Annotated in this window: 21 protein-coding genes; 9 read left to right on the forward strand and 12 right to left on the reverse strand. The window is 71.0% G+C overall.

Annotation, left to right across the window (positions count from 1 at the left end; all coding sequences use genetic code 11):
• Nucleotides 1-203: 203 nt before the first annotated feature.
• Nucleotides 204-2,501, reverse strand: coding sequence for a hypothetical protein (locus ACT01A_RS20715; RefSeq protein ID WP_445148992.1), 2,298 nt, complete (start codon nt 2,499-2,501; stop codon nt 204-206).
• A 55-nt stretch (nt 2,502-2,556) separates the two neighbouring features.
• Here ACT01A_RS20715 and ACT01A_RS20720 point away from each other — a divergent pair, with 55 nt between their 5' ends.
• On the forward strand, nt 2,557-3,144 hold the full coding sequence (locus tag ACT01A_RS20720; RefSeq protein WP_445148993.1) for an NADPH-dependent FMN reductase: 588 nt from the start codon (nt 2,557-2,559) through the stop codon (nt 3,142-3,144).
• 2 nt (nt 3,145-3,146) lie between these two features.
• Here ACT01A_RS20720 and ACT01A_RS20725 read toward each other — a convergent pair whose 3' ends face one another.
• Entirely contained in the window at nt 3,147-3,983 is an 837-nt protein-coding gene (locus tag ACT01A_RS20725; protein ID WP_445148994.1) for an N-acyl homoserine lactonase family protein, read from the reverse strand.
• A gap of 30 nt (nt 3,984-4,013) precedes the next feature.
• Between ACT01A_RS20725 and ACT01A_RS20730 the strand changes: the two genes are divergently transcribed.
• Both ACT01A_RS20730 and ACT01A_RS20735 read left to right on the forward strand, forming a co-directional pair.
• Nucleotides 4,014-4,598, forward strand: coding sequence for a hypothetical protein (locus ACT01A_RS20730; RefSeq protein ID WP_445148995.1), 585 nt, complete (start codon nt 4,014-4,016; stop codon nt 4,596-4,598).
• Nucleotides 4,595-5,209 carry a hypothetical protein gene (locus ACT01A_RS20735; protein ID WP_445148996.1) on the forward strand — a complete coding sequence of 205 codons (615 nt, stop codon included), beginning with the start codon at nt 4,595-4,597 and terminating at the stop codon, nt 5,207-5,209. Before ACT01A_RS20730 ends, ACT01A_RS20735 begins: the two co-directional genes overlap by 4 nt.
• Here the strand turns inward: ACT01A_RS20735 and ACT01A_RS20740 are convergent.
• The 3 genes from ACT01A_RS20740 to ACT01A_RS20750 are packed head-to-tail and all read right to left on the reverse strand — an operon-like array spanning nt 5,206 to nt 6,827.
• Nucleotides 5,206-5,598: an ACT domain-containing protein gene (locus ACT01A_RS20740; RefSeq protein ID WP_445148997.1), complete on the reverse strand. Its 393-nt coding sequence runs from the start codon at nt 5,596-5,598 to the stop codon at nt 5,206-5,208. The two genes, ACT01A_RS20735 and ACT01A_RS20740, sit on opposite strands and share 4 nt — an antisense overlap.
• Nucleotides 5,595-5,972 carry a cupin domain-containing protein gene (locus tag ACT01A_RS20745; protein ID WP_445148998.1) on the reverse strand — a complete coding sequence of 126 codons (378 nt, stop codon included), beginning with the start codon at nt 5,970-5,972 and terminating at the stop codon, nt 5,595-5,597. The genes ACT01A_RS20740 and ACT01A_RS20745 overlap by 4 nt, the downstream gene beginning before the upstream one ends.
• A 27-nt stretch (nt 5,973-5,999) precedes the next feature.
• Nucleotides 6,000-6,827 carry an SDR family NAD(P)-dependent oxidoreductase gene (locus ACT01A_RS20750; protein WP_445148999.1) on the reverse strand — a complete coding sequence of 276 codons (828 nt, stop codon included), beginning with the start codon at nt 6,825-6,827 and terminating at the stop codon, nt 6,000-6,002.
• A gap of 139 nt (nt 6,828-6,966) precedes the next feature.
• On the opposite strand from ACT01A_RS20750, the gene ACT01A_RS20755 reads away from it, so the two are divergent.
• Entirely contained in the window at nt 6,967-8,139 is a 1,173-nt protein-coding gene (locus tag ACT01A_RS20755) for a PucR family transcriptional regulator (protein WP_445149000.1), read from the forward strand.
• 4 nt (nt 8,140-8,143) lie between these two features.
• Here ACT01A_RS20755 and ACT01A_RS20760 read toward each other — a convergent pair whose 3' ends face one another.
• The 6 genes from ACT01A_RS20760 to ACT01A_RS20785 form a co-directional block, all read right to left on the reverse strand.
• The gene (locus ACT01A_RS20760) at nt 8,144-8,929 is read right to left on the reverse strand and encodes an SGNH/GDSL hydrolase family protein (protein ID WP_445149001.1); all 786 of its coding nucleotides are present in this window, start codon (nt 8,927-8,929) and stop codon (nt 8,144-8,146) included.
• Nucleotides 8,930-9,057: 128 nt separating this feature from the next.
• Nucleotides 9,058-10,272: an MFS transporter gene (locus tag ACT01A_RS20765; RefSeq protein ID WP_445149002.1), complete on the reverse strand. Its 1,215-nt coding sequence runs from the start codon at nt 10,270-10,272 to the stop codon at nt 9,058-9,060.
• A gap of 81 nt (nt 10,273-10,353) precedes the next feature.
• Nucleotides 10,354-11,499: an acyl-CoA dehydrogenase family protein gene (locus ACT01A_RS20770; RefSeq protein WP_445149003.1), complete on the reverse strand. Its 1,146-nt coding sequence runs from the start codon at nt 11,497-11,499 to the stop codon at nt 10,354-10,356.
• A complete protein-coding gene (locus tag ACT01A_RS20775; protein ID WP_445149004.1) occupies nt 11,496-11,903 on the reverse strand; it encodes a nuclear transport factor 2 family protein in 408 nt (135 codons plus the stop codon). The genes ACT01A_RS20770 and ACT01A_RS20775 overlap by 4 nt, the downstream gene beginning before the upstream one ends.
• Nucleotides 11,900-13,093 carry an acyl-CoA dehydrogenase family protein gene (locus ACT01A_RS20780; RefSeq protein ID WP_445149005.1) on the reverse strand — a complete coding sequence of 398 codons (1,194 nt, stop codon included), beginning with the start codon at nt 13,091-13,093 and terminating at the stop codon, nt 11,900-11,902. The genes ACT01A_RS20775 and ACT01A_RS20780 overlap by 4 nt, the downstream gene beginning before the upstream one ends.
• Nucleotides 13,094-13,146: 53 nt before the next feature.
• Complete coding sequence (locus tag ACT01A_RS20785) at nt 13,147-13,749, reverse strand: TetR/AcrR family transcriptional regulator (protein WP_445149006.1); 603 nt, start codon at nt 13,747-13,749, stop codon at nt 13,147-13,149.
• A 194-nt stretch (nt 13,750-13,943) separates the two neighbouring features.
• Here ACT01A_RS20785 and ACT01A_RS20790 point away from each other — a divergent pair, with 194 nt between their 5' ends.
• From ACT01A_RS20790 to ACT01A_RS20810, 5 genes are all read left to right on the forward strand, one after another.
• The gene (locus ACT01A_RS20790) at nt 13,944-14,729 is read left to right on the forward strand and encodes an enoyl-CoA hydratase/isomerase family protein (RefSeq protein WP_445149007.1); all 786 of its coding nucleotides are present in this window, start codon (nt 13,944-13,946) and stop codon (nt 14,727-14,729) included.
• An 11-nt stretch (nt 14,730-14,740) separates the two neighbouring features.
• Nucleotides 14,741-15,505, forward strand: a complete 765-nt coding sequence (locus tag ACT01A_RS20795; protein ID WP_445149008.1) for an arginase family protein — start codon at nt 14,741-14,743, stop codon at nt 15,503-15,505.
• 499 nt (nt 15,506-16,004) lie between these two features.
• Nucleotides 16,005-17,582, forward strand: coding sequence for an acyl-CoA carboxylase subunit beta (locus ACT01A_RS20800; RefSeq protein ID WP_445149009.1), 1,578 nt, complete (start codon nt 16,005-16,007; stop codon nt 17,580-17,582).
• Between the two features lie 15 nt (nt 17,583-17,597).
• The gene (locus ACT01A_RS20805) at nt 17,598-17,918 is read left to right on the forward strand and encodes a TFIIB-type zinc ribbon-containing protein (RefSeq protein ID WP_445149010.1); all 321 of its coding nucleotides are present in this window, start codon (nt 17,598-17,600) and stop codon (nt 17,916-17,918) included.
• A gap of 55 nt (nt 17,919-17,973) precedes the next feature.
• On the forward strand, nt 17,974-18,651 hold the full coding sequence (locus ACT01A_RS20810) for a zinc metallopeptidase (protein ID WP_445149011.1): 678 nt from the start codon (nt 17,974-17,976) through the stop codon (nt 18,649-18,651).
• A 3-nt stretch (nt 18,652-18,654) separates the two neighbouring features.
• On the opposite strand, the gene ACT01A_RS20815 is transcribed toward ACT01A_RS20810, so the two are convergent.
• Nucleotides 18,655-20,451 carry a methyl-accepting chemotaxis protein gene (locus ACT01A_RS20815; protein ID WP_445149012.1) on the reverse strand — a complete coding sequence of 599 codons (1,797 nt, stop codon included), beginning with the start codon at nt 20,449-20,451 and terminating at the stop codon, nt 18,655-18,657.

Consider the following 20,451-nt stretch of genomic DNA (forward strand, 5'->3'; position numbering starts at 1 on the left):
GCGCCTCAGCGCCGCTCAGGCCCACAGCGCGCTGAGCGGAACGGCCTAGAGGTAGTCGAAGTCGATCCTCTCGCCGACGAGCGGCGCGAGGCGGCGGGCGATCAGGTCCGTCACGGTCGCCGACCTCGGCAAACCTGGAGTTCATTTTCGGCAAAACGGGAATTGGCGTCTGGCAAATCGGGAATCGCATAGCGCCGCCGCCCTTAGCGCCGCACGTCCTCGCAGTCCGCCGCCACCTGGTCGGTCGCGTCCGCGAACACCGTGTCGTTGCCCTCGCCGCACGAGACGCGATCGAAGCCGCCGCCGACGACCTGGATGCGGTCGTCGCCCTCGTCGCCCGCGATGACGTCGTCGTCGAGGTTGCCGAAGATGGTGTCGTTGCCCGGTCCGCCGTTGATGGTGTCGTTGCCGCGATCGCCGGTGATCTGGTCGTCGCCCTCGTTGCCCAACACGATGTCATTGCCTCCGCGGCCGTGCAGCGAGTCGTTGCCCAGGCCGCCGTGCAGCTCGTCGTCGTCGTTCTCGCCGTCGACGTAGTCGTCGCCGCCCGCGCCGAACAGCACGTCGTGGCCGTCGTTGCCGAACAGCGAGTCCGCGTTCTCGGTGCCGGTCAGGACGTCGTCGCCGACCGTGCCGAAGATGTTGTTGGACGGTGGCGGCGCGTCGGTCGCGGGCTCGGCCGGGACCGGGATCACGTTCTCACAGGACTTGAGCGTGTCGCGCGTGGGCGCGTCTTGCTCGACGTAGACGGTGTCCTTGCCCGTGCCGCAGTCGACGGTGTCGGCGTCGCCGTCGGCCACGCGGATGTCGTCGGCGCCGCGCCCGCCGCTCACCGTGTCGGCGCCCGGGCCCGCGACGATCTCGTCGGCGCCGTCGCCGCCCGAGAGGTAGTCGTCGCCCGAGCCGCCGTCGATCTGGTCTGTGCCCGCCGCGCCGTAGAGCGTGTCGCGGCCGGCGTCGCCGCGGATCGCGTCGTTGCCGTCGCGGCCGTAGACCGCGTCGCCGCCGGTGCCGCCGTCGATCGTGTCGTTGCCGTCGCCCGCGTCGATCTTCTCGCCGCCGGGGCCGCCGAAGAGCGTGTCGTCGCCCGCGCCGCCGTCGATGACGTCGGTCCCGCGGTTGCCGTCGATGTAGTCGTTGCCGTCGCCGCCGTCCAACAACATGTCGTTGCCTAGCGACGTCTCGACGATCCGGTCGTTGCCGAGCCCGCCGCGGATGATGTCGTCCCCCTCGCCGCCGTCGAGCGAGTCGTCGCCGTCGGCGCCGTCGATCTCGTCGTTGCCGGTGCCGCCGTTGGCGTAGTCGTTGTCCGGGCCGCCGTCGATGACGTCGTCGCCCTGGTGGCCGAAGATCCGGTCGCTGCCGGCTTCGCCGAAGAGCTGGTCGCCGTCGGCGCCGCCGTCGACGGTGTCGGCGCCGTCGCCGCCGTGCAGGAGGTCGCCGCCGCGCCCGCCGAGCAGCGTGTCGTCGCCGCCGAGGCCGTCGATCCGATCGGCCAGCCGCGTGCCGGTGAGCTTGTCAGGGCCGGGCGTGCCGGTGATCAGGCCGACGCCGGGCTGGACGGCGAGCGCTCGGGGTCGCTCACCGGCGCGCAGACGGCGCACGGTCAGCCGTCGGAACGAGAGCGCGCTGAGGACCGAGATCGTCCCCGCACGCTGGTCGGCGACGTAGATCCGCACGCCGTCGGGCGCGACCGCGGGGTGGCCGGGCCCGACGCCGGTGGCGGTGCGCGCGACGACGCGGCCGGTCGTCAGGTCGAAGACCGCGGTGACCTTCGCGTCGACGCCCGCGCCCGCGATCACGCGCTTGCCGTTGCCGGTGACCGCGAGGCTGCCGCCCGGTCCGCGGGCGGTCTTGATCGCGCGACCGAGCTTGCCGGAGGACGTGTCGACCGTGACCAGCGCGGTGCGCTTCTTGGTGCTGGTCAGGACGTACGCGTGGCGGCCGGTCGGCGCGAACACGACGCCGGTGGCGCCCGCGAGCTTGACGCGCCGGACGCCGCCGCCGACCAGGTCGACCACCGCGATCCGCTTGGAGTCCAGGACCACGACGCCCTTGGCGCCATCGGCCGAGACCGCGATCGCGCTCGGCGCGCGGCCCAGCTTGCCGAGGTTCGCCGAGCGGATCGGCGTCATCGTCGCCGGGTCGATCACGTCGACCGCGCCCCGCCGCGCCGCCGCGATCCGCCGTCCGTCCTTGCTCATCCCCATCGCCAGGACCGTCGAGGTCAGCTGGACGTCGGCGACCTTTGCGCGTGCGTTGAGGTCGATCGCCGCCACGCCCGCGCCCGCGGACACATACCCGCGCACGCCGTCCGGCGCGACCGCGACGTCCCGCGCGGCGCCCGACAGCGGGATCCGCGCGACCACGGAGCCGCTGGAGACGTCAAGCAGCGTGGCGCTCCCCGTGCCCGAGGCGACGACCATCACGCGCGCATGCGCGGAGGCGGCGGCGGTGAGCAGGACGACCGCGAGGGCGATGATCGGCAGCGTTCGGCGCATCGCCGTCATAACCCGAACAAGGCGCCCAAGGTTCCGGTCCTATGGTGGAACACGTATGCCCAAGCTCCACGTGATCCTGGCCAGCACGCGACCCGGCCGCGCCGGGGAGCCGATCGCCGAGTGGTTCGTCGCGCGCGCTCGCGCGCAAGGGGCGTTCGACGTCGAGCTGGTCGACCTCGCCGAGGTCGGGCTGCCGTTCTTCGACGAGCCCGCCCACCCGCGGCTACGTCGCTACGAGCACGAGCACACCAAGGCGTGGTCGAAGCGGATCGACGCCGCGGACGCGTTCGTCTTCGTCACGCCCGAGTACAACTACGGCTATCCGGCGACGCTGAAGAACGCGATCGACTACCTGCACTTCGAGTGGCAGCACAAGCCGGTCGCCTTCGTCAGCTACGGCGGCGTCGCGGCGGGCACGCGCGCGGTCCAGCAGCTCAAGCAGGTCGTCACGACGCTGAAGATGCTGCCGCTGTTCGAGGCGGTGAGCATCCCGTTCCACACGCAGTTCATCGACGAGGAAGGCCGCGTGCAGGCCAACGAGACGATGGAGGCGGCCGCCGACGCGATGCTCGACGAGCTCGTCCTGAGCGAGCAGACGCTGCGCCCGCGGCGCGCGGCGATCCGCGAGGCCGAAGCGGCGTAGTCCTACTCGTACACCTCGGCCAGCTCCGCCCACGCGGCGGTGTCATGACCGGGGATGTACGGCGCGCCCGGGTGGTCGGCGATCCACTTCTGCACGCGCGCGAGCGACTCTCGGTAGGCGTCGTCCTTCCAGGTCAGCAGCGGCGTCAGCGAGCGCTCGACCGTCTCGCGCGCGTAGGCGGCGTCGCCGGTCAGCAGCAGCTCGCCGCCGGAGGCCAGGCGCAGCACCACCGAGCGGTGACCGACCGTGTGGCCGGGCGTGCGCAGCAGGCGGATCGTGCCGTCGCCGAGCAGGTCGACCTCGTCGTCCTGCGCCGCGATCGTCTCCCACTGCTGGCCGGGCGTCTGGAGCTGGTGGGGCATGTACCCGTCCTTCATCGACCCCTTCGTCGCCGCGGCGTGCTCGGCCGCGTCGACGTGGACCGTCGCGCCCGGGAACTGCGACAAGCCGCTGGCGTGGTCGTAGTGCAGGTGGGTCATCACGATGGTCTTGACGTCCGCCGGATCGATGCCCCGCGCGCGCAGCTGCGCCGGTACCGCCCACTGCGGCTGCATGTCGATGGTGAACGCGATCGCGCCGAGCCGCCCGAGGGCGCCCTTGACGTCGGTCGCCACCTGCTCGTGCATCCCGGCGTCGATCAGCACCGGCCCGGCGTCCGGGTGCTCGACCAGGAACGCCGGGATCGGCAGCCAGATCCACTTCGACCGCGGCACGTGCAGCCCGATCCCGCGGAGCATCGCCAGCGGCTTGGGTCCGCCCGGACGGTCGTAGAACGCGGGCATCGCCTTCATCCGCGCGGTCATCAACGGGTGAACGCGCACGCCGGGGGAGGAGCCCATGCGGCGCAGCGTACTTGTAGGCTCAGGCCGGTGCTCGACGTGCTGCGCCCCGGGGTCCTGGACGGCTTGACGGTCTGCGTCGTCGGCGACGGCGCGGCGGAGCGCGAGCGGGCGATCGCGCTGGGTGCGCGGGTCGTGACGATCGATGGCGAGCTGGCCGACGAGGACGCGGTGCAGTTGGCGATCGGCGCGCTCGGTCACATCGACGTGCTGATCGTGGACGCGGCGTCGGCGTTCGCGGAGGCCGGCGGTGGGATGCCCGGGCTGCGGGTCTCGGTCGACGACGCGTGGAACGTCGTGCGCGCGGTGGCGACCGCGTCGTGGATCGGCGCGGAGGGCGAGGACCCCAAGAACGATGGCGGCAAGGTCATCTTCGTCGCCCCGATCGACGCCGCCGGCGAGCACGCCTCAGCGGTCGGCGCCGCGCTGGAGAACGCCGCCCGCACGCTCTCGGTCGAGTGGGCGCGCTTCGGGATCCGCGTCACCGCGATCCGGCCCCGCGAAGGCTCCGCGACCGACGAGCGCGCCGAGCTCGTCGCCTTCCTGGCCTCGCCCGCAGGCGACTACTTCACCGGCTGCTCCTTCTACCCAGGCGGCGCGCCGCCCACCACATGACCATCCCGATCGCCGCCGCACTGGTCCTGCGCGACCGCACCAACGCCGACCATCAGCAGGTCCTCGCGCTCGCGCTCGACGCGCTGGTCGCCGACGGCACGTGGAAGGCCGACCGCGGGTGGCGCCGCCTGCGCCGGGTCCGGACGCTCACGCCCGCGCGCCAGGCCGCCGGCACCGCGCGCCACACCGAGCCGCTCAGCGCCCTCGACCAGGTCCTCCGCCGCGCCGCCGCCGACCTCGGCACGCCGCTGTCGGTCCCCACCGCCGGCGCCTGGTGCGCGCTGCACGCCGAGGGTGACGTCGAGACCCTCCCGCGCCGGACGATCGACGACCTCATCGCCCACGGCCTGCTCGCCACCGACGGCAGTCGCTTCACCGTCACCCGCGCCGGCGACGACGCGCTGGCCACCGCCAAGCCACCCGCCACCGTGCGGCCCAGCGCCCACGACGAGGCGACCCGCGTCGACGCGCTGCAGACGCTCTCGCCGCTGGCGCGAGACTTCCTCCAGGCCTACAGGAACGCGCTCGGCAGCGACCTGCCGAAGTCCGGCCTGCCGACCGGCGGCGACAACCAGACGGCCGGCTGGCGCACGGGCACCGGGACCTACTAGTCCAGCAGCTCGTGCTCCGCGCCGCGCAGCGCGCCGACCGCCGCGTCGAGCTGCGCGCCCGGCACGAGGATCCAGTCGGTGTCGTGCGTCGCGATCGGGAAGATCGGCACGCTGGCCTGCGCCAGCGGCGCCGCGATCGACGCCATCACGCCCGTCATCCCGAGGTCCAAAGGTCCCAGCACCTCCAGGATCCGCCAGCCGCGCACAACCGTCGCGCCGTCGGCCCAGTCGCCGTCGACCAGATCCTCCAGGCAGACCAGCGACCGCTCCTCGCCGACCTCGGTCAGCGACCAGAAGCCGGAGCCGCGCGGCGGCGTCGGCGGCGGCACGTCGACCATCGCGCTCAGACGGCAGACCGCGTACTCGCCCTCCAGCACGCGCAGCCTCATCGCGGCGCCCACGGCACTTCGACGGCGTCCTCGGTCGGCGAGTCGCGCGCGACGACGTACTCGGCGTCCTCGGTCGCCGACGGGTTCTCGAGCACGTGGACCTCGTGCGGCGGCACCCACAGCATGTCGCCGACCTCCAGCTCGACCACATTCTCCAGCCGCTCGCCCCAGCGGATCCGCATCTGGCCGCGGAGCATGTAGCACGCGGATTCGCACCCGGCGTGGAAGTGCGGCCGCGACGCCGCGCCGGCCGGCAGCCGGAAGATCCCCATGAACAGGTTCTCGCTGCCGGTGGTCGCGCGCGAGACCTCGTGGCCGCCGACCACGCCGCGGGGCTCCTCGTGCGGCGGGACATTCGGCCGAATGACCTTCATGCCGCACGAGGCTACCCGCAGAGGGTTCTAGAACGCCATCCCCGTCATCTGGCCGCCGGTGACGTTGAGCACCTGGCCGTGCACGTAGTTCGACCACGGCGAGCACAGGAAGAAGATCGCGCCCGCGGCCTCCTCCGGCGTGCCCGCGCGGCCCAGCGGGATCAGCATCTTGCCCATCTGGGCGAGCTGCTCGGGGATGCCGAGCTGGACCTTCTCGCCGTCGATCTCCATCGTGTTGTCATCCGCCTTGGCGGAGGTCAGGCGCGTCTCGATGAAGCCGAAGGCCACCGCGTTGGCGTTGACCTTGAACTGGCCCCACTCCTTGGCGATGGTCTTGGTCAGACCGACCACGCCGAGCTTGCCGGCCGCGTAGTTGGCCTGGCCGGCGTTGCCGAACATGCCCGAGGTCGAGGAGACGTTGACGATCTTGCGGAAGACCTCGACGCCCTGCTCGCGCTCCTGCTTGGCGGGCTCGCGCAGGTGCGGCGCCGCGGCGCGGATGACCTGGAAGGGGACCTTCAGGTGGATGTCGAGCATCCGGTCCCACCAGTCGTCAGACAGCTTGTGCACCGGCGCGTCGAGCGTGTAGCCGGCGTTGTTGACGATGATGTCGATCTTGCCCCAGGCGTCGATCGCCGTCTGGACGAGCTGCGCGGGCGCGTCGCCCTTGGTCAGGTCCCCGCCGAAGACCGCGGTCTCGCCGGCGATCTCCGAGGCGGTCTGCTCGGCCACATCGGTGTCGAGGTCGTTGATGACCACCTTCGCGCCCTGGGCGCTCAGCAGCTCCGCGGTCGCCCGGCCGATGCCGCGGGCCGAGCCGGTGACGATCGCCACCTTGTCGTCGAGGACTCCCATGCGCGTCTCCTTCGTACGAAATTGAATCCTGCGTCAGGTCAGGCGGCGGATCCTATTGAGAGGAGGTCCGCGGAGATTTCTCCACGCGCCTAGGCAACTGGGTTACGGTCGTCCCGGGTCTTGCAGGAGGAGAGGGTCGTTGGAGTCGCAGGAGGTCCGGGCGGCGGTCGTGGGCGTGCTACGTCCCACGATCGACCGTCTGACCGACCAGGTGCTCGAGAGCGTCGTCGAAGAGGTGCCGCCGTTTGCCGAATGGTGGGGCGGCCGGATCGACGTGCGCCTCGGCGTGCACCAAGGGATCCTCGGCTTCCTCGACCTGTTGGAGAACGGCCGCGCCGACGAGGTGCTGCTGCCGCGCCACGACGTGTTCTTCGACTTCGGCCGCAGCGAGGTCCGCGCGGGACGCTCGGTCGGCAGCGTTCTGGCCGCCTACCGCGTCGGCGCCCAGACCGCGTGGCGGCTGATGGTGGAGACCGGCGACGGCGCGGGCGTCGAGCCGCGCGAGCTGTACGCGCTGGCCGACGCGATCTTCGCCTACATCGACCGCCTCTGCGCGGCGACGGTCGAGGGCTATGCCTACGAGCAGTCGCTCGGCGCGGTCGAGCGCGTCGACGCGCGCCGGCGCCTGGTCGAGCTGGCGGTGCGCCGCGGCCCGTCGCCGTCCTCGGAGGGCGAGCTGACCGGTGCGGCCGCCGACGCGAGCTGGCGTCTGCCCGCCACGCTGGCGGTCGTCGCCTTCCGGGACGAGCGCAGCGCTCGCGTCGCCTCGCGCCTGCCCGCCGACGCGCTCGTCGCGCGCGTGGACGGGATGGGCTGGGCGCTGGTCGGCGACCCCGACGGCCCGGGCCGCCGCGGCTCGATCCTCCAGGCGCTGCGCGACGTGCGCGCCGGGATCGGCCCGGTGGTCGCGCCGACGCTCGCGGCCGCCTCCGCGCGCATGGCCGAGCGCGCGCTGGAGCTGGCCGCCGACGGCCCGGTCCTGGCCGAGGAGCACCGCGTCGACCTGCTGCTGCTCGGCGACGCCGACGTTGCGCGCCGCCTGGTCGCCGACGTCCTTGACGGCCCGCTGTCGATCGCGCCCGCCGCGTCGCGCGAGCGCTTGGTCGAGACGCTGGCCGCGTGGCTGGAGCACCAGGGCGAGATCCGCCCCGCGGCCGCCCAGCTGCACGTGCACACGCAGACCGTGCGCTACCGCGTGGCCCAGCTGCGTGAGCTGCTCGGCGACCGGATGTCGTGCGCCGAGGGCCGCCTGGAGCTGGAGCTGGCGCTCCGGGCGCGGGCTCTGAGGCCCGCGCCCGGCGTGCAGCGCTAGAGACCTAGCCGATGATCGCCCGGATCGCCGGCACGTCGCCGTTGGCGTAGCCGTTGCGCGTCGGGTGGTAGCTGTCGGCCGTGTGCAGGATCGTCAGCCCGTTGGTGAACGGGTTGCTCGCGCACACGTCGTGGCCCGCCCAGTAGGGGTTGACGTCGGCGTAGCTGAACCCGTAGGCCTGCGCCCGCGTCTTGATCGTGTTGTTGAGGCTGTCGACCAGCGTCGTCAGCGACGTCTCCTCCGAGGACGACACGCCGGTGGCGGCCAGGCAGGTCTTCGGCGGGTTGGCGAACGGGCGGCCGTAGCCGAGGACGACGACCTTCGCGGTCGGCGCCTTGGCCTTGATCGCCGCGTAGGTCGAGTTCAGCTTCGCTGGCAGCTCGTTGTTGATCTTGGCCTGCGAGGAGGCGATCTGCGACGCGCAGCCGAGCGTCGTGCAGGCGATGATCAGGTTCGTGAACCCGATGTCGTTGCCGCCGATCGTGATCGTCACGAGCTTCGTGTCGGACGTGACCGAGTTGACCTGGCCGTTGATGACGTCGCCCGTCACGGCGCCCGAGCAGGCGACGAACGTCAGCGCGTAGCCCTTCTGCTGGCTCAGCACGTACGGGTAGGCGTAGGTGTTGCGATTGCAGCTCGAGTTGAGGTTCGTGCTGTTGGCGCCGTTGCCGGCGGAGTAGCTGTCGCCGAGGGCGACGTACTTGTCGGCGGCAAACGCGCTCGCCGAGAGAGACAGCATGAGCAGCAGGACGCCGAGGGTCGGCGCGATGCCGCGGGTAAGACGCTTCATGGGAATGGACACTCCTCCGGTAGATGACCCGGCGCCTCCCGTCATCGACCGTACTCCGGTGAGGAGCGCTCAGCTTCGTGAAAGTGCAACAGCCTGACGGTGTCTGGTTGCGCGATCGCGCAACCGCGTCAGCTTCTGTCCCGCAAACGGCCCAAAACGGGGATAGAGAGGAGCACCGCGGCCGCGCAGACGCCCCACATCGCCTGGTAGCCGTCGGTTGACGGGAAGACGCCGTCGAGCAGGCCGATCGCGATCCCCGCCAGCAGCGGGCCGAGCGCGGTGCCGACCCCGCGCGAGACGGAGTACAGGCCGGTCGTCAGGCCGTGGTCGTCGTCGGCCATCAGGGGGATCAGCAGCGCGTAGGGGAGGGTCATCACGACGCCGCCGCCGAAGCCGACCAGCGGCGCGGCGCACGCGACCACCACCGAGTCGGCGACGAAGAACGGGATCAGCATCCCGATCCCGTAGACCAGCAGCGACCAGCGCATGACGCGCACCGGGCCGAAGCGGTCCGACAGCTTGCCGCTGATCGGCGTCGCGGCGGCGATGAAGACCGCGCCGCCCGCGACGGCCAGGCCGGAGAGTGACGTGGTCACGCCGAGGCCGACCGTGAGGTAGAGGATGATGAAGGTCTTGGTGGCTCCGAGCGACAGCTCCCAGAGCCCGTTGGCGACCATGAACGCGCGCAGGTCAGCGCGCTCGCGCACGAGCGCGTAGAGCCGCCGGACGTCGTCGCGCAGCGACTCCGACTGGTTGGGCTCGTGCTCGGCGCGCTCGCGCGGCAAGAGCATCAGGAACGCCGCGATCGTGATCCCCGAGACGATCGCCGCGGCGACGAACGGCACCGTGTCGCCGATGGCCAGCAGCGCGCCGCCGGTCGCGATCGCCAGGATCGTGCCCAGCCCGCGCCACAGCGCCTGCGTGGACTGTGCGCGGCCCGTGATCCGGTCGTCGACCATGTCGGGGTACAACGCTCGGTAGGGCTCGTAGGCCACGAAGTACGCGGCGAAGAAGATGATGACCAGCGCCAGCGCGACCGGCAGCGACGACGCCAGCCCCATCAGCGCCAGCGCGACGACGAGCACCGGCGACGCCCACTCCACGAACGGCAGCCGCGAGCGCCCGCGATCCGAGAGCGCACCCGCCGGCACCGCGAGCAGCAGCGCCATGATCCCCTCGATCGCGATCAGCAGGCCGATCACCGTCGAGGAGGTCGTGAAGTCCCGCGCGAGCACCGGCAGGTAGGTCGTCGCGACCGTGGTCGCCAGCGCGTAGGCGAACGTCGGGAGCCCCAGGATCAGGAGCAGCCGGCGCTCGCCGGGCTTGATGGGCGATGTGCTCACTCCCGGCGCAACGTACCCAAGCGGGTGCCGCTTACAGCGCCGCGCTGTGGGGCGGCGGCGCCAACCTGCGTGGACCGGTGCTCACAGCGCCAACACCTTGGAGAGGATCTCGCGCATGATCTCGTCCGTGCCGCCGCCGATCGGGCCCAGGCGCGCGTCGCGGGCCATGCGCTCGATCTCGTACTCCTCCATGTAGCCCGCGCCGCCGTGGATCTGAAGGCAGGTGTCCATGACGTCGAAGCAGGCGCGCTGGGTGGCGAGCTTGGCCATCGTGACCTCCTTGACCGCGTCGCCTTCGGTGCGCACGAAGCGCTCCAGCGCGTCGTAGGTCACCACGCGCGAGGTGTGCACGGTCGTCGCGATGTCGGCGAGCTTGTGGCGCAGCGCCTGGAAGCCGCTCAAGGGGCGCCCGAACGCGTTGCGCTCCTTGGCGAACGCGACGGTCTTGTCGTAGGCGACCTGCATCGCGCCCACGGCGCCGAGCGCCATGACCAGCCGCTCCCACTGGAAGTTGGCCATGATCAGGTAGAAGCCCTGGTTCTCGCCGCCGAGCAGGTTCTCCTCGGGCACGAAGACGTCCTCCAGCGCGATCAGCGCCGTGTCGCTCGCGTGCCAGCCCATCTTGTCGATCTTCGACGCGCTCACGCCGTCCTGGCGGTCGACGAGGAAGAACGACAGCCCGTGGTGGCCGCCCTCGGCGGTCGTCTTGGCCGCCGTCACCCAGAAGTGCGCGCGCACCCCGTTGGTGATGAACATCTTCGAGCCGTTGAGGACCCAGCCGCCGTCGACGCGCTTGGCGTGCGTCTTCAGCCCGGCGACGTCGGAGCCCGCGTCGGGCTCGGTGATCGCCAGCGCGGAGATCTTCTCGGCGGCGATCGCGGGGCGCAGGTAGCGCTCCTTCTGGTCCTCGGTCCCGAACTTGGCGATCGGCGGGGTGGCGATGTTGATGTGCGCGCCGATGCCCGCGGCCACGCCGCCGGACCCGCACAGCGCCAGCTCCTCGGCCAGGACCGCCTCGTGCAGGAAGTCACCGCCCTGACCGCCGTAGGCCTCCGGGTACTTCAGCCCCAAGAACCCGTGCTCGGCGAACTGGCCGAAGAGCTCATCGGGGAACCAGCGGGCGCGCTCCCACTCCGAGGCGTGCGGGCGCACGTCGGCCAGCACGAAGCGCCGGATCGACTCGCGCAGCGCGTCGTGCTCGTCGGTGAAGAGGCTGGCGGCGCTCACGACGGCAGCACCGTGTGGCCGCGGGCGGCGTGGTCGAAGCCGCGCAGGTCGCCGCCGCGGTCGCCGTAGTAGGCGCGGACCTCGGCGATCAGCCCGTCGCGGAACGTGAACAGCTCGGCGCCGCGGTCGAGCAGACGGCGTGACGTATCGCGCGGGTCGTCGAAGGCCAGCGACCACTCGATCGCCGCCTCCGTCTCGTTGGCGACGATGTGCTCCAGCCGCCACTCCGCGTGCAGGTGCTCGACCGCCAGCGCGGCGTTGGCGCCGATGACCCCGGAGCCGATGTCCGGGTCGCGGCGCGTGTAGTAGTGCACGGCGTCGGGCGTGAAGTGGGCGGCGACGCGCTCGGCGTCGCCGTCCAGCAGATCGGCGTAGTACGCCTCGACGCGCTCCTTCGGGCTCACAGGCCGTACGAGCGGCCGATGACCTCCAACATGATCTCGTCGGTGCCCGCGCCGATGCGGTTGAGGCGCAGGTCGCGCCAGACGCGCTCGACGCCGTACTCCTTCATGTAGCCCGCGCCGCCGTGGATCTGGATGCACTCGTCGGCGACCTCGACCGAGATCCGCGAGGCGTACAACTTGGCGATCGAGATCTCCCGCACGGGGTACTCGCCGTTGTTGAAGCGCCACGCCGTCATGTACACCAACTGGCGTGCGGCCTCGATCTTGGTGGCCATCTCCGCGAACTTATGGCGGATGACCTGGAACTTGCCGATCGAGCGGCCGAACGCCTGACGCTCCTGGGCGTACTTCAAGGTCATGTCGAAGCAGTGCTGGGCGCCGGCGACGCAGCCCGCGGCGCCGATCAGGCGCTCGCCCTGAAGCTCCCAGCTGATGTGGTAGAAGCCCTTGCCGATCTCGCCCAGGACGGCGGAGGCCGGGACGCGCACGTCCTGGAAGGCCAGCAGCGCCGTGTCGGAAGAGTGCATGCCGAGCTTCTCCAGGCGCTTCTCGCGGATCACGCCCGGCAGGTCCATCGGGACCAGGAACAGCGTGATGCCGCCGTGGCCGGCGTCCGGGTCGGTCTTGGTCACCAGGACGATCACGTCGGCGCGGTGGCCGTTGGTGATGTAGGTCTTAGAGCCGTTGATGACGTACTCGTCGGTGGCCTCGTCGTAGACCGCGCGGGTCTTGATCCCGGCGACGTCGGAGCCCGCATCCGGCTCGGTGATGCCCAGGCAGAGGATCTTCTCGCCCTTGATCGCGGGCACGACCCACTCCTGCTTCTGCTCCTCGGTGCCGAACGCGAGGATCGGCGGCATCGCCATGTCGGTGTGGACGGCGACGCCCATCGCCAGGCCACCGGAGCGGGCGTGGACGAGCTCCTCGGCGAGGACCAGCGACGTGTAGTAGTCGCCGCCCTGGCCGCCGTACTCCTCGGGCTTGTCGAGGCCGAGGAAGCCGAGCTCGCCCATGCGGGAGAAGACCGAGTCCGGGAAGGTCGTCTCCTCCCACTCCTCGGCGTGCGGCGCGAGCTCCTTGGTGGCGAACGCGCGGATCGACTCGCGCAGCTGCGTGTGCTCGTCGGTGAAGATGAAGTGCTTGCGTGCGGCGCCGTGGTCGGGCTTCAGGACGCTGTCAGCGGTGGCCATGGGCGGACCGTACTGGCCCGCCAGCCAAAAGTAAACAGTGGCACGTCCTACTTTCAGCCTTGGGGTGCGGCGGCCTCCAGCGGCGCAAAGGCCGACGCGCACGTCTCGCCGACGTGCCGGCCGGCGTCCTCGACCGACATCCGGCCCGCGCTGATCTCGAACATCGCCACGACCGCGAGGCCGCGCATCGTGGTCAGCATCCAGCTGACCGGGACGTCGGGGCGGACCTCGCCGCGCTGCTGCGCGGCGGTCAAGTAGTCGTTGAGCGGGTCGCGTCCCTCGCTGTCGTCGCTGCCCTGGAGCGTGCGCTCGCGCAGCTCGGGGTGCGCGTCCAGGAAGCGGTAGCGATCGCCGATCGCGATAACGCGCGCGCCGAGGTCGCAGAGCAGGTCGCGAGCGTTGGTCGCCGCGCCGATTGCGTCCTTGATGGTGTGCGCGGACTCGGCCAGCACCTGCTCGTAAAGCGCGTCGATCAGGTCCTGGCGCCGCGGGAAATGTCGGTAGACGGTGGTTCTGCCGAGCCCTGAGGCATCGGCGACCTCCTGCATGGTGGCCTGTGGGCGCTGCGCCAAGAGCGCGACTGCCGCATCAAGCACGGTGCGGCGGTTGCGGCGTGCGTCAGAGCGCAGCCGGGCGTCGGAGGTGTCGTCGTTCATGACTGGGGTCCTATGGTGCCGTAGCGGAGCACGGCGTGTGAACGCTCTGTTCCTCTTTGGCCTTCAGGGTCTTTCCGTCGTTGGCCGAACTGGCCTTAGTGTGGCGCACAAACGCTCACCGCTAACTAAGTGGAGCATTAGTGTGCCGGATGGGCACACCCGCCTGCTGCCCGAGCATGCTTTGCTCCCCGCCCATGAGTTACGAGACCGTCCGCTACGAGATCGACGACCGCGGCGTCGCGACGATCGCGCTCGATCAGCCCGAGACGCGCAACGCGCTGAGCGATGCCGTGTTGGATGACCTCCTTGCGGCGTTCGGGGCCGCGCGCGACGACGACGCGGTGCGGTGCGTCGTGTTGACGTCGACGCACGAGACGGTCTTCAGCAGCGGCGGCAACCTCGCCGGGTTCGCCGAGGACGTCCCGCTGGTGCACAAGCACTTCGGCACCGACCGCTTCCCGCGGCTGTTCCAGCTGATCGGCGAGCTGGGCAAGCCGACGATCTGCGCGGCCAACGGGCACGTGCTGGCGGGCGGGCTCGGGTTGGCGCTGGCGTGCGACCTGATCGTCGCCAAAGACAGCGCGACGTTCGGGACGCCCGAGATCAACGTCGGGGTCTTCCCGTTCATGATCATGGCCTTGATCTACCGCAACATCGGGCGCAAGAAGACCAACGAGCTGCTGCTACTGGGCGACCGGATCAGCGCCGCGGAGGCGGAGCGGATCGGGATCGTCAACAAGGTCGTCGCGGCTGCGGACTTCGACGCCGCCGTGGGGGAGTGGGCTAGCACGCTGGCGGGCAAGTCCCCCGTGTTGATGCGCCTTGGCAAGGATGCGATGTACCGCCAGCAGGACATGCCCTTCGAGGAGGCGCTCGAGTTCCTCCATCACAACCTGACACTGGCGTTCTCGACCGAGGACATCCAGGAGGGTGTGCGCGCATTCTTCGAGAAGCGGGATCCGGTGTGGACCGGCCGTTGAGCATCGTCGGCATGTTGTGCCGGTCCTCGGAGCGCGTCGAGGACGCGGCGGCCGGGACCGAGGCGCTGGCGCGCGAGCTGGCGATGCGCCACGACGTCGACGCACGGCTGATCGGGTCGCCGTCGCCGATGAAGGTGCAGCGCTTCGAAGACGACTTGCGCGAGTCCCGGGGCTGCCTGCTGGAGGCCGGCGGCCAGGTCGAGGACGCGTTGGCGGCGAGCCGGCGCCCGGTGCTGATCGCCGCTGACTGCTCGGTGAGCGTCACCACGCTGCCGGTCGTCGCCCGCTACGCGCCCGATGTGACGGTGCTGTGGCTCGACGCCCACGCCGACTTCAACACGCCCGAGACCACGGTCAGCGGTTACCTCGGCGGCATGTGCCTCGCCGCGGCCTGCGGTCTCTGGGACGCCGGGTTGGGTGACGTGCCGTCGCTCGATCCCACCGCCGTCGTCACCTGCGGCCTGCGCGACGTCGAAGGCCCCGAGTCGGTCCTGCTCGAGACCCGCGGCGTGACCCGCATCACCCGCCCCGGCCTGCTCGCCGACGCCCTCCGCGGCCGCCCCGTCTTCGTCCACCTCGACCTCGACATCCTCGACCCTTCCATCATCCCTTCGCCCTTCCCCTCACCCGGCGGCCTCTCCGACGCCGGCCTCCGCACCCTCCTCACCGAGCTCGCCGACTCCGCCGACCTCCTCGGCTGCGAGATCACCGGCTTCCACGACCCCGCGCTGGTCGAGCTCATCGCCACCGCCGTGGACCCGCTGGTCGCCCAGTAGCGGCGTTCAGCTCGGGCGTTGGCGGTGGCTTCGGGCGTTGGAGAGGGTCATCGAACGGAGTGAGCGCTGGGGCGTGGCGACCGCTGTTGGTCGTCCTCGGGTGTCTGGCCGGGCGCAGGGCGGGCGGTTCGGGGCCGAAGCGATGGGTCCGGGTCGCTTTAGCGTCGATATACGACGCGAAAACGACCCGGATCCCTGACGGCGCTCCATAGGGGCCGTTTTCGGGATGCGGGTCGCGTAGACCGGAACTATTCCGGTCTACGCGACCCGGATCCCGAAAACGGCCCCGAACGCTCCCCCGAGCCCGAGAAGCAGCCCGAGGACGACCGCAGGCGGTCGCCACGCCACAGCGCTCTCACTCCTTCGCCGGATCCTCTCCAACGCAACGCACCACCACGCACGCCCCGCGCCGAGCGCCCTCAGCGCCGCGATAGGCATCGTGTCGTCGTCGCCGCCGCTTGACGCGCGGCGAAGTGGGAAGTAGGACTTCCTACTTCTGATGAGTGACGTCACGAACGCCCCCACGTCCCTGTTGAGGCCTTTGGTCGAGGAGCTGGCCGAGCGGCGAGCGGCTGCGATGCTCGGTGGTGGGGAGGAGCGGATCGCGCGACAGCATGCGGCGGAGAAGCTGACGGCGAGGGAGCGGATCGATCTGCTGGTGGATCCCGGCACGTTCAACGAGCTGGGCCTTCATGCGGGGATCCACTACTCCGTGCGCGGGTTGGAGGACAAGGAGGCGCCGGCGGATGGGGTCGTCACCGGGTGGGGGCTGGTCGAGGGGCGGAAGGTCGCGATCGCGGCTTATGACTTCACGGTGATGGCCGGGTCGATGGGCATGACCGGCGAGATCAAGGTGGCTCGTCTCCGAGAGCTGGCGCTGAGCAAGCGGATGCCGATGGTGTGGCTGCTGGACTCGGCGGGCGCGCGGATCCAAGAGGCGGTGGGTTCTCTGTTCGCCGGCTCCGGCCACCTCTTCAAGGAGGAGGTCGTCGCCTCGGGCGTCATCCCGCAGGTCGCGGCGCTGATGGGGCCGTGCGCCGCGGGCACGGCGTACATCCCGGGGCTGGCCGACTTCGTGCCGATGGTCAAGGGCCGCGGGTCGATGGCGCTGGCCGGCCCGCACCTCGTGCGCGCCGCGGTCGGCGAGGACGTCACGCAGGAGGAGCTCGGCGGCTCGCGCGTGCACTGCCGCAAGTCGGGCGTGGGGGACCTGGAGGTCGCCGACGACCAGGAGTGCATCGAGAAGATCAAGGCCTACCTGTCGTTCTTGCCGTCGCACAACGAGCAGGCGCCGCCGCAGCGCGCGACCTCGGACCCGATCGACCGCATGGACGAGGAGCTGCTGGACGTGCTCCCCGAGTCCAACCGCAAGCCCTACAACATGTACGACGTGATCTCCAAGATCACCGACGACGGCGAGTTCTTCGACATGAAGCCGCAGTTCGCCAAGACCATCATCACGGGCTTCGCGCGCTTCGGCGGGCGCCCGGCGGGCATCGTCGCCAACCAGCCCAAGCAGCTCGGCGGCATCCTCGACAACGACTCCGCCGACAAGGCCGCTCGCTTCGTCAACCTCTGCAACGCCTTCGGGATCCCGCTCGTCTTCTTGATGGACGTGCCCGGCTTCATGGTCGGCACCAAGGTCGAGCAGGCCGGCATCATCCGTCACGGCGCCAAGATGCTCTACGCGGTCGCCAACGCGACCGTCCCGAAGATCACGGTCGTGCTGCGCAAGGGCTACGGCGCCGGCTACTACGTGATGAACGGCCGCGCCTACGAGCCGGACCTGATTGTCGCCTGGCCGTCGGCCGAGATCTCGGTGATGGGCGCCGAGGGCGCGGTCGAGATCGTCTTCCGCAAGCAGGTCGAGGCCGCCGAGGATCCGGCCGCCAAGAAGGCCGAGCTGATCGCCGCCTACAAGCAGATCATCGACCCCTACATCCCGGCCAAGAACGCGATGATCGACGACGTCATCGACCCGCGCGAGACCCGCCCGACGATCTGCCGCGGCCTGGAGATGGCCGAGGGCAAGCGCGTCCAGCGCCCCTGGAAGCGCAACGGCGTGGTCCCTGTCTGAGCTACCGTCCGGTGCGTGAAGCACCCGATGAAGTGCCCCAACTGCGACGCTCGGCTGGTCGAGATCGAGCGCTCGGACGTGCTCATCGACGCCTGCCCGCAGTGCCGCGGCGTGTGGCTGGACCGCGGCGAGTTGGACAAGATCCTGGTCAAGGAGCGCCAGCTGTCCTCGGCGGATCCCGACGAGGACTTCTACCGCGAGATGGAGGGGCGACGCCCGACGGCGCCGCCGCCCCCAGCACGCGACCACGATCGCCGCTACGACGGCGGCGGCGAGAAGCACTACAAGAAGAAGAAGCGCAAGTCCTTCCTAGAGGACCTGCTCGACTTCGACTAGGCAGCATCGCTGCGTGCTTAGAGTGGCCTAAGCCACGCGGCCTACCGTCAAGGCCATGTCATCCCTCACAACGGTGTGGCTCGTCACCATGATCGTCCCGCTCGGGCTCGGCCTGTGGGCGCAGACGATGGTGAAGCGAACCTTCGCGAAGTACAGCCAGGTGCCGGTCCGCAACGGCATGACCGGCGCCCAGGCGGCCGCGGCCGTCGTACGCGCCTCCGGCCTCCAAGGCGTGGAGATCCGCGCGGTCGACGGCACGCTCAGCGACCACTACGACCCGCGCAACCGCACGCTGAACCTCAGCGCGGACGTGGGGCAGGCCAGCAGCGTCGCCGCGCTCGGCGTCGCCGCGCACGAGGCCGGCCACGCGATCCAGGACGCGCGCAACTACCTGCCGATGCGGGTGCGCCAGACGTTCGTCCCGGTCGCCTCGATCGGCTCGTCGTTCGCGATCCCGATCATCTTCGTCGGGCTGATCCTGGGCGCGACCGGCCTGACCAACATCGGCCTGGCGCTGTTCACGGCGATCGTCGCCTTCCAGCTGATCACGCTGCCGGTGGAGTTCGACGCCTCCAAGCGCGCGCTCGTCGCGCTCAACGACGGCCGCCTCCTGGAGGCCGACGAGCTCGCTGGCGCGAAGAAGGTGCTGAACGCTGCGGCGTGGACCTACGTGGCCGCGTTCGTCGCCGCGCTCAGCCAGCTCATCTACTTCTTCCTCGCCTCGCGGCGGTAGGCGCTAGGCGCCGACCGCCAGCTCGAAGCGCGCCACGAGGCGCTCCAGCTCGTTCGCCGTCGACGCCAGGTCGGCGGCGGACGCGGCGATCTCCTCGGCCGACGCCGAGGTCTGCTGGGTCGAGGCGGAGACCTGCTCGGCCGCCGCGGAGGACTCCTCCGCGACCGCGGCGACGTCGCTGACGCGCTCGCCGACCGAGGCCGCCGAGGCCGCGATCTGCTGCACGGCGGCGGCGATCTGGCCGACGCGGGCGGTGACGTCCTCGACCGAGGCGCCGATGCGCTCGAACGCCGAGCGGGCCTCGGCGACGACGGCCGCGCCGTCCTCGGTGCGCTTGGCGCTCTCGTCGACGACGCCGACGGCCGACTGCGTGTCGGACTGGATCTCGGCGACCAGCGCGGCGATCGAGCGCGAGGCGTCCTGGGACTCCTCGGCGAGCTTGCGGACCTCGTCAGCGACGACCGCGAAGCCCTTGCCCTGCTCGCCGGCGCGGGCGGCCTCGATGGCGGCGTTCAAGGCCAACAGGTTGGTCTGCTCGGCGATCGAGCCGATCGTGCCGATCTCGGCGGACTTGGCGTCCAGCGCGCGGATGACCTCGCCGGCGCGGGCCGAGGCGTCGCGGACCGAGACCATCGCGTCGTCGGCGCCGAGCACGGCCTCAGCGCCGGCGGCCGCGATCTGCAGGGCGTCATCGGCGACGCGCGCCGTGTCGGAGGCCTCCTGCGCCGAGCGGCCGGTGGCCTCGCCGACCTCGTCGACGATGCCGCGCATCTGCTCGATCGAGTTGACCTGGCGGGTCGAGCCCTGGGCGACGTCCTCGATCGCGCCCGCGATCTCGGTGACCGCGCGGCCCGTCTCCTCGGAGGTCGACGCCATCTGCGTGGAGGCGGCCGACACCGTGTTGGAGGCGCCCGCGACCTGGGCGATCAGCGCCGACAGCTCGTGGCGCGTCGAGTTGTAGGCGTCGAGCGAGGCCACCGTGTTGACGCGGACGGTCTCGACCGCGCGCGCCGCGTCGCCGAGCTCGTCGCCCGAGAACGTGTCGATGGCGGGCGTGACCGGCGTCGCCTCGTGCGTGAGGTCGCCCTCGGCCATGCGGTCCAGGCCGACGCGCAGGTCGGCGGTGTCGCGCTCGCTGAGCGAGTCGAGGCGGTCGACGATCGTGCGGACCGCGGAGCGGATCGCGCGGGTGATCAGCGTCGCGACCGCGGCGCCGAGCAGCAGGCCGAGCGCGAGCAGGATCCAGGTGGTGCGCTCGGCGCGGTCGCGCGCTTCAAGCGCGTGCTTGGCCGCGACGTCACCGTCGAAGTCGGCGTCGTCGCCCCAGGCCTTCAGGTCCTTCTCCAGCTTGGCGAAGCTCGTCTCGGTGCCGTTCATCAGCGCGAAGGCCTCGGCGTCGCGGCCCGCGGAGGCGAGCGCGGTGAGCTCGGCGGTCGCGGTGCGGTACGCGGCCCAGTCCTGGGAGACGGCGGCGAACGAGCGACGGTCGAGGTCGTCCTGCATCAGCGGGCGGTAGGCGCGGAACGCGGCGGCGACGGCCTGGCGGTCCTTGACGAGGTCGGCCTCCAGCACGGCTGAGTCGGCGGAGGCGATCAGCCGGAACTGGTCTTGGCGGTAGACCTCGATGCCGGTGAGCGCATCGTCGATGTTCGAGACGCTGGGCACGGTCTCGTCGTTGATGGTCATCGCGTGCGAGGTGACCGTCCGGATCTCCTTCTGGCCGAGCAGGCCGAGGGCGGCGGTGATGAGCAGGACCGCGCCGAAGGCGGCAGCCAGCTTGACTCCAATCGAGAAGCGCAT

It is taken from the genome of Baekduia sp. Peel2402, assembly GCF_052567285.1.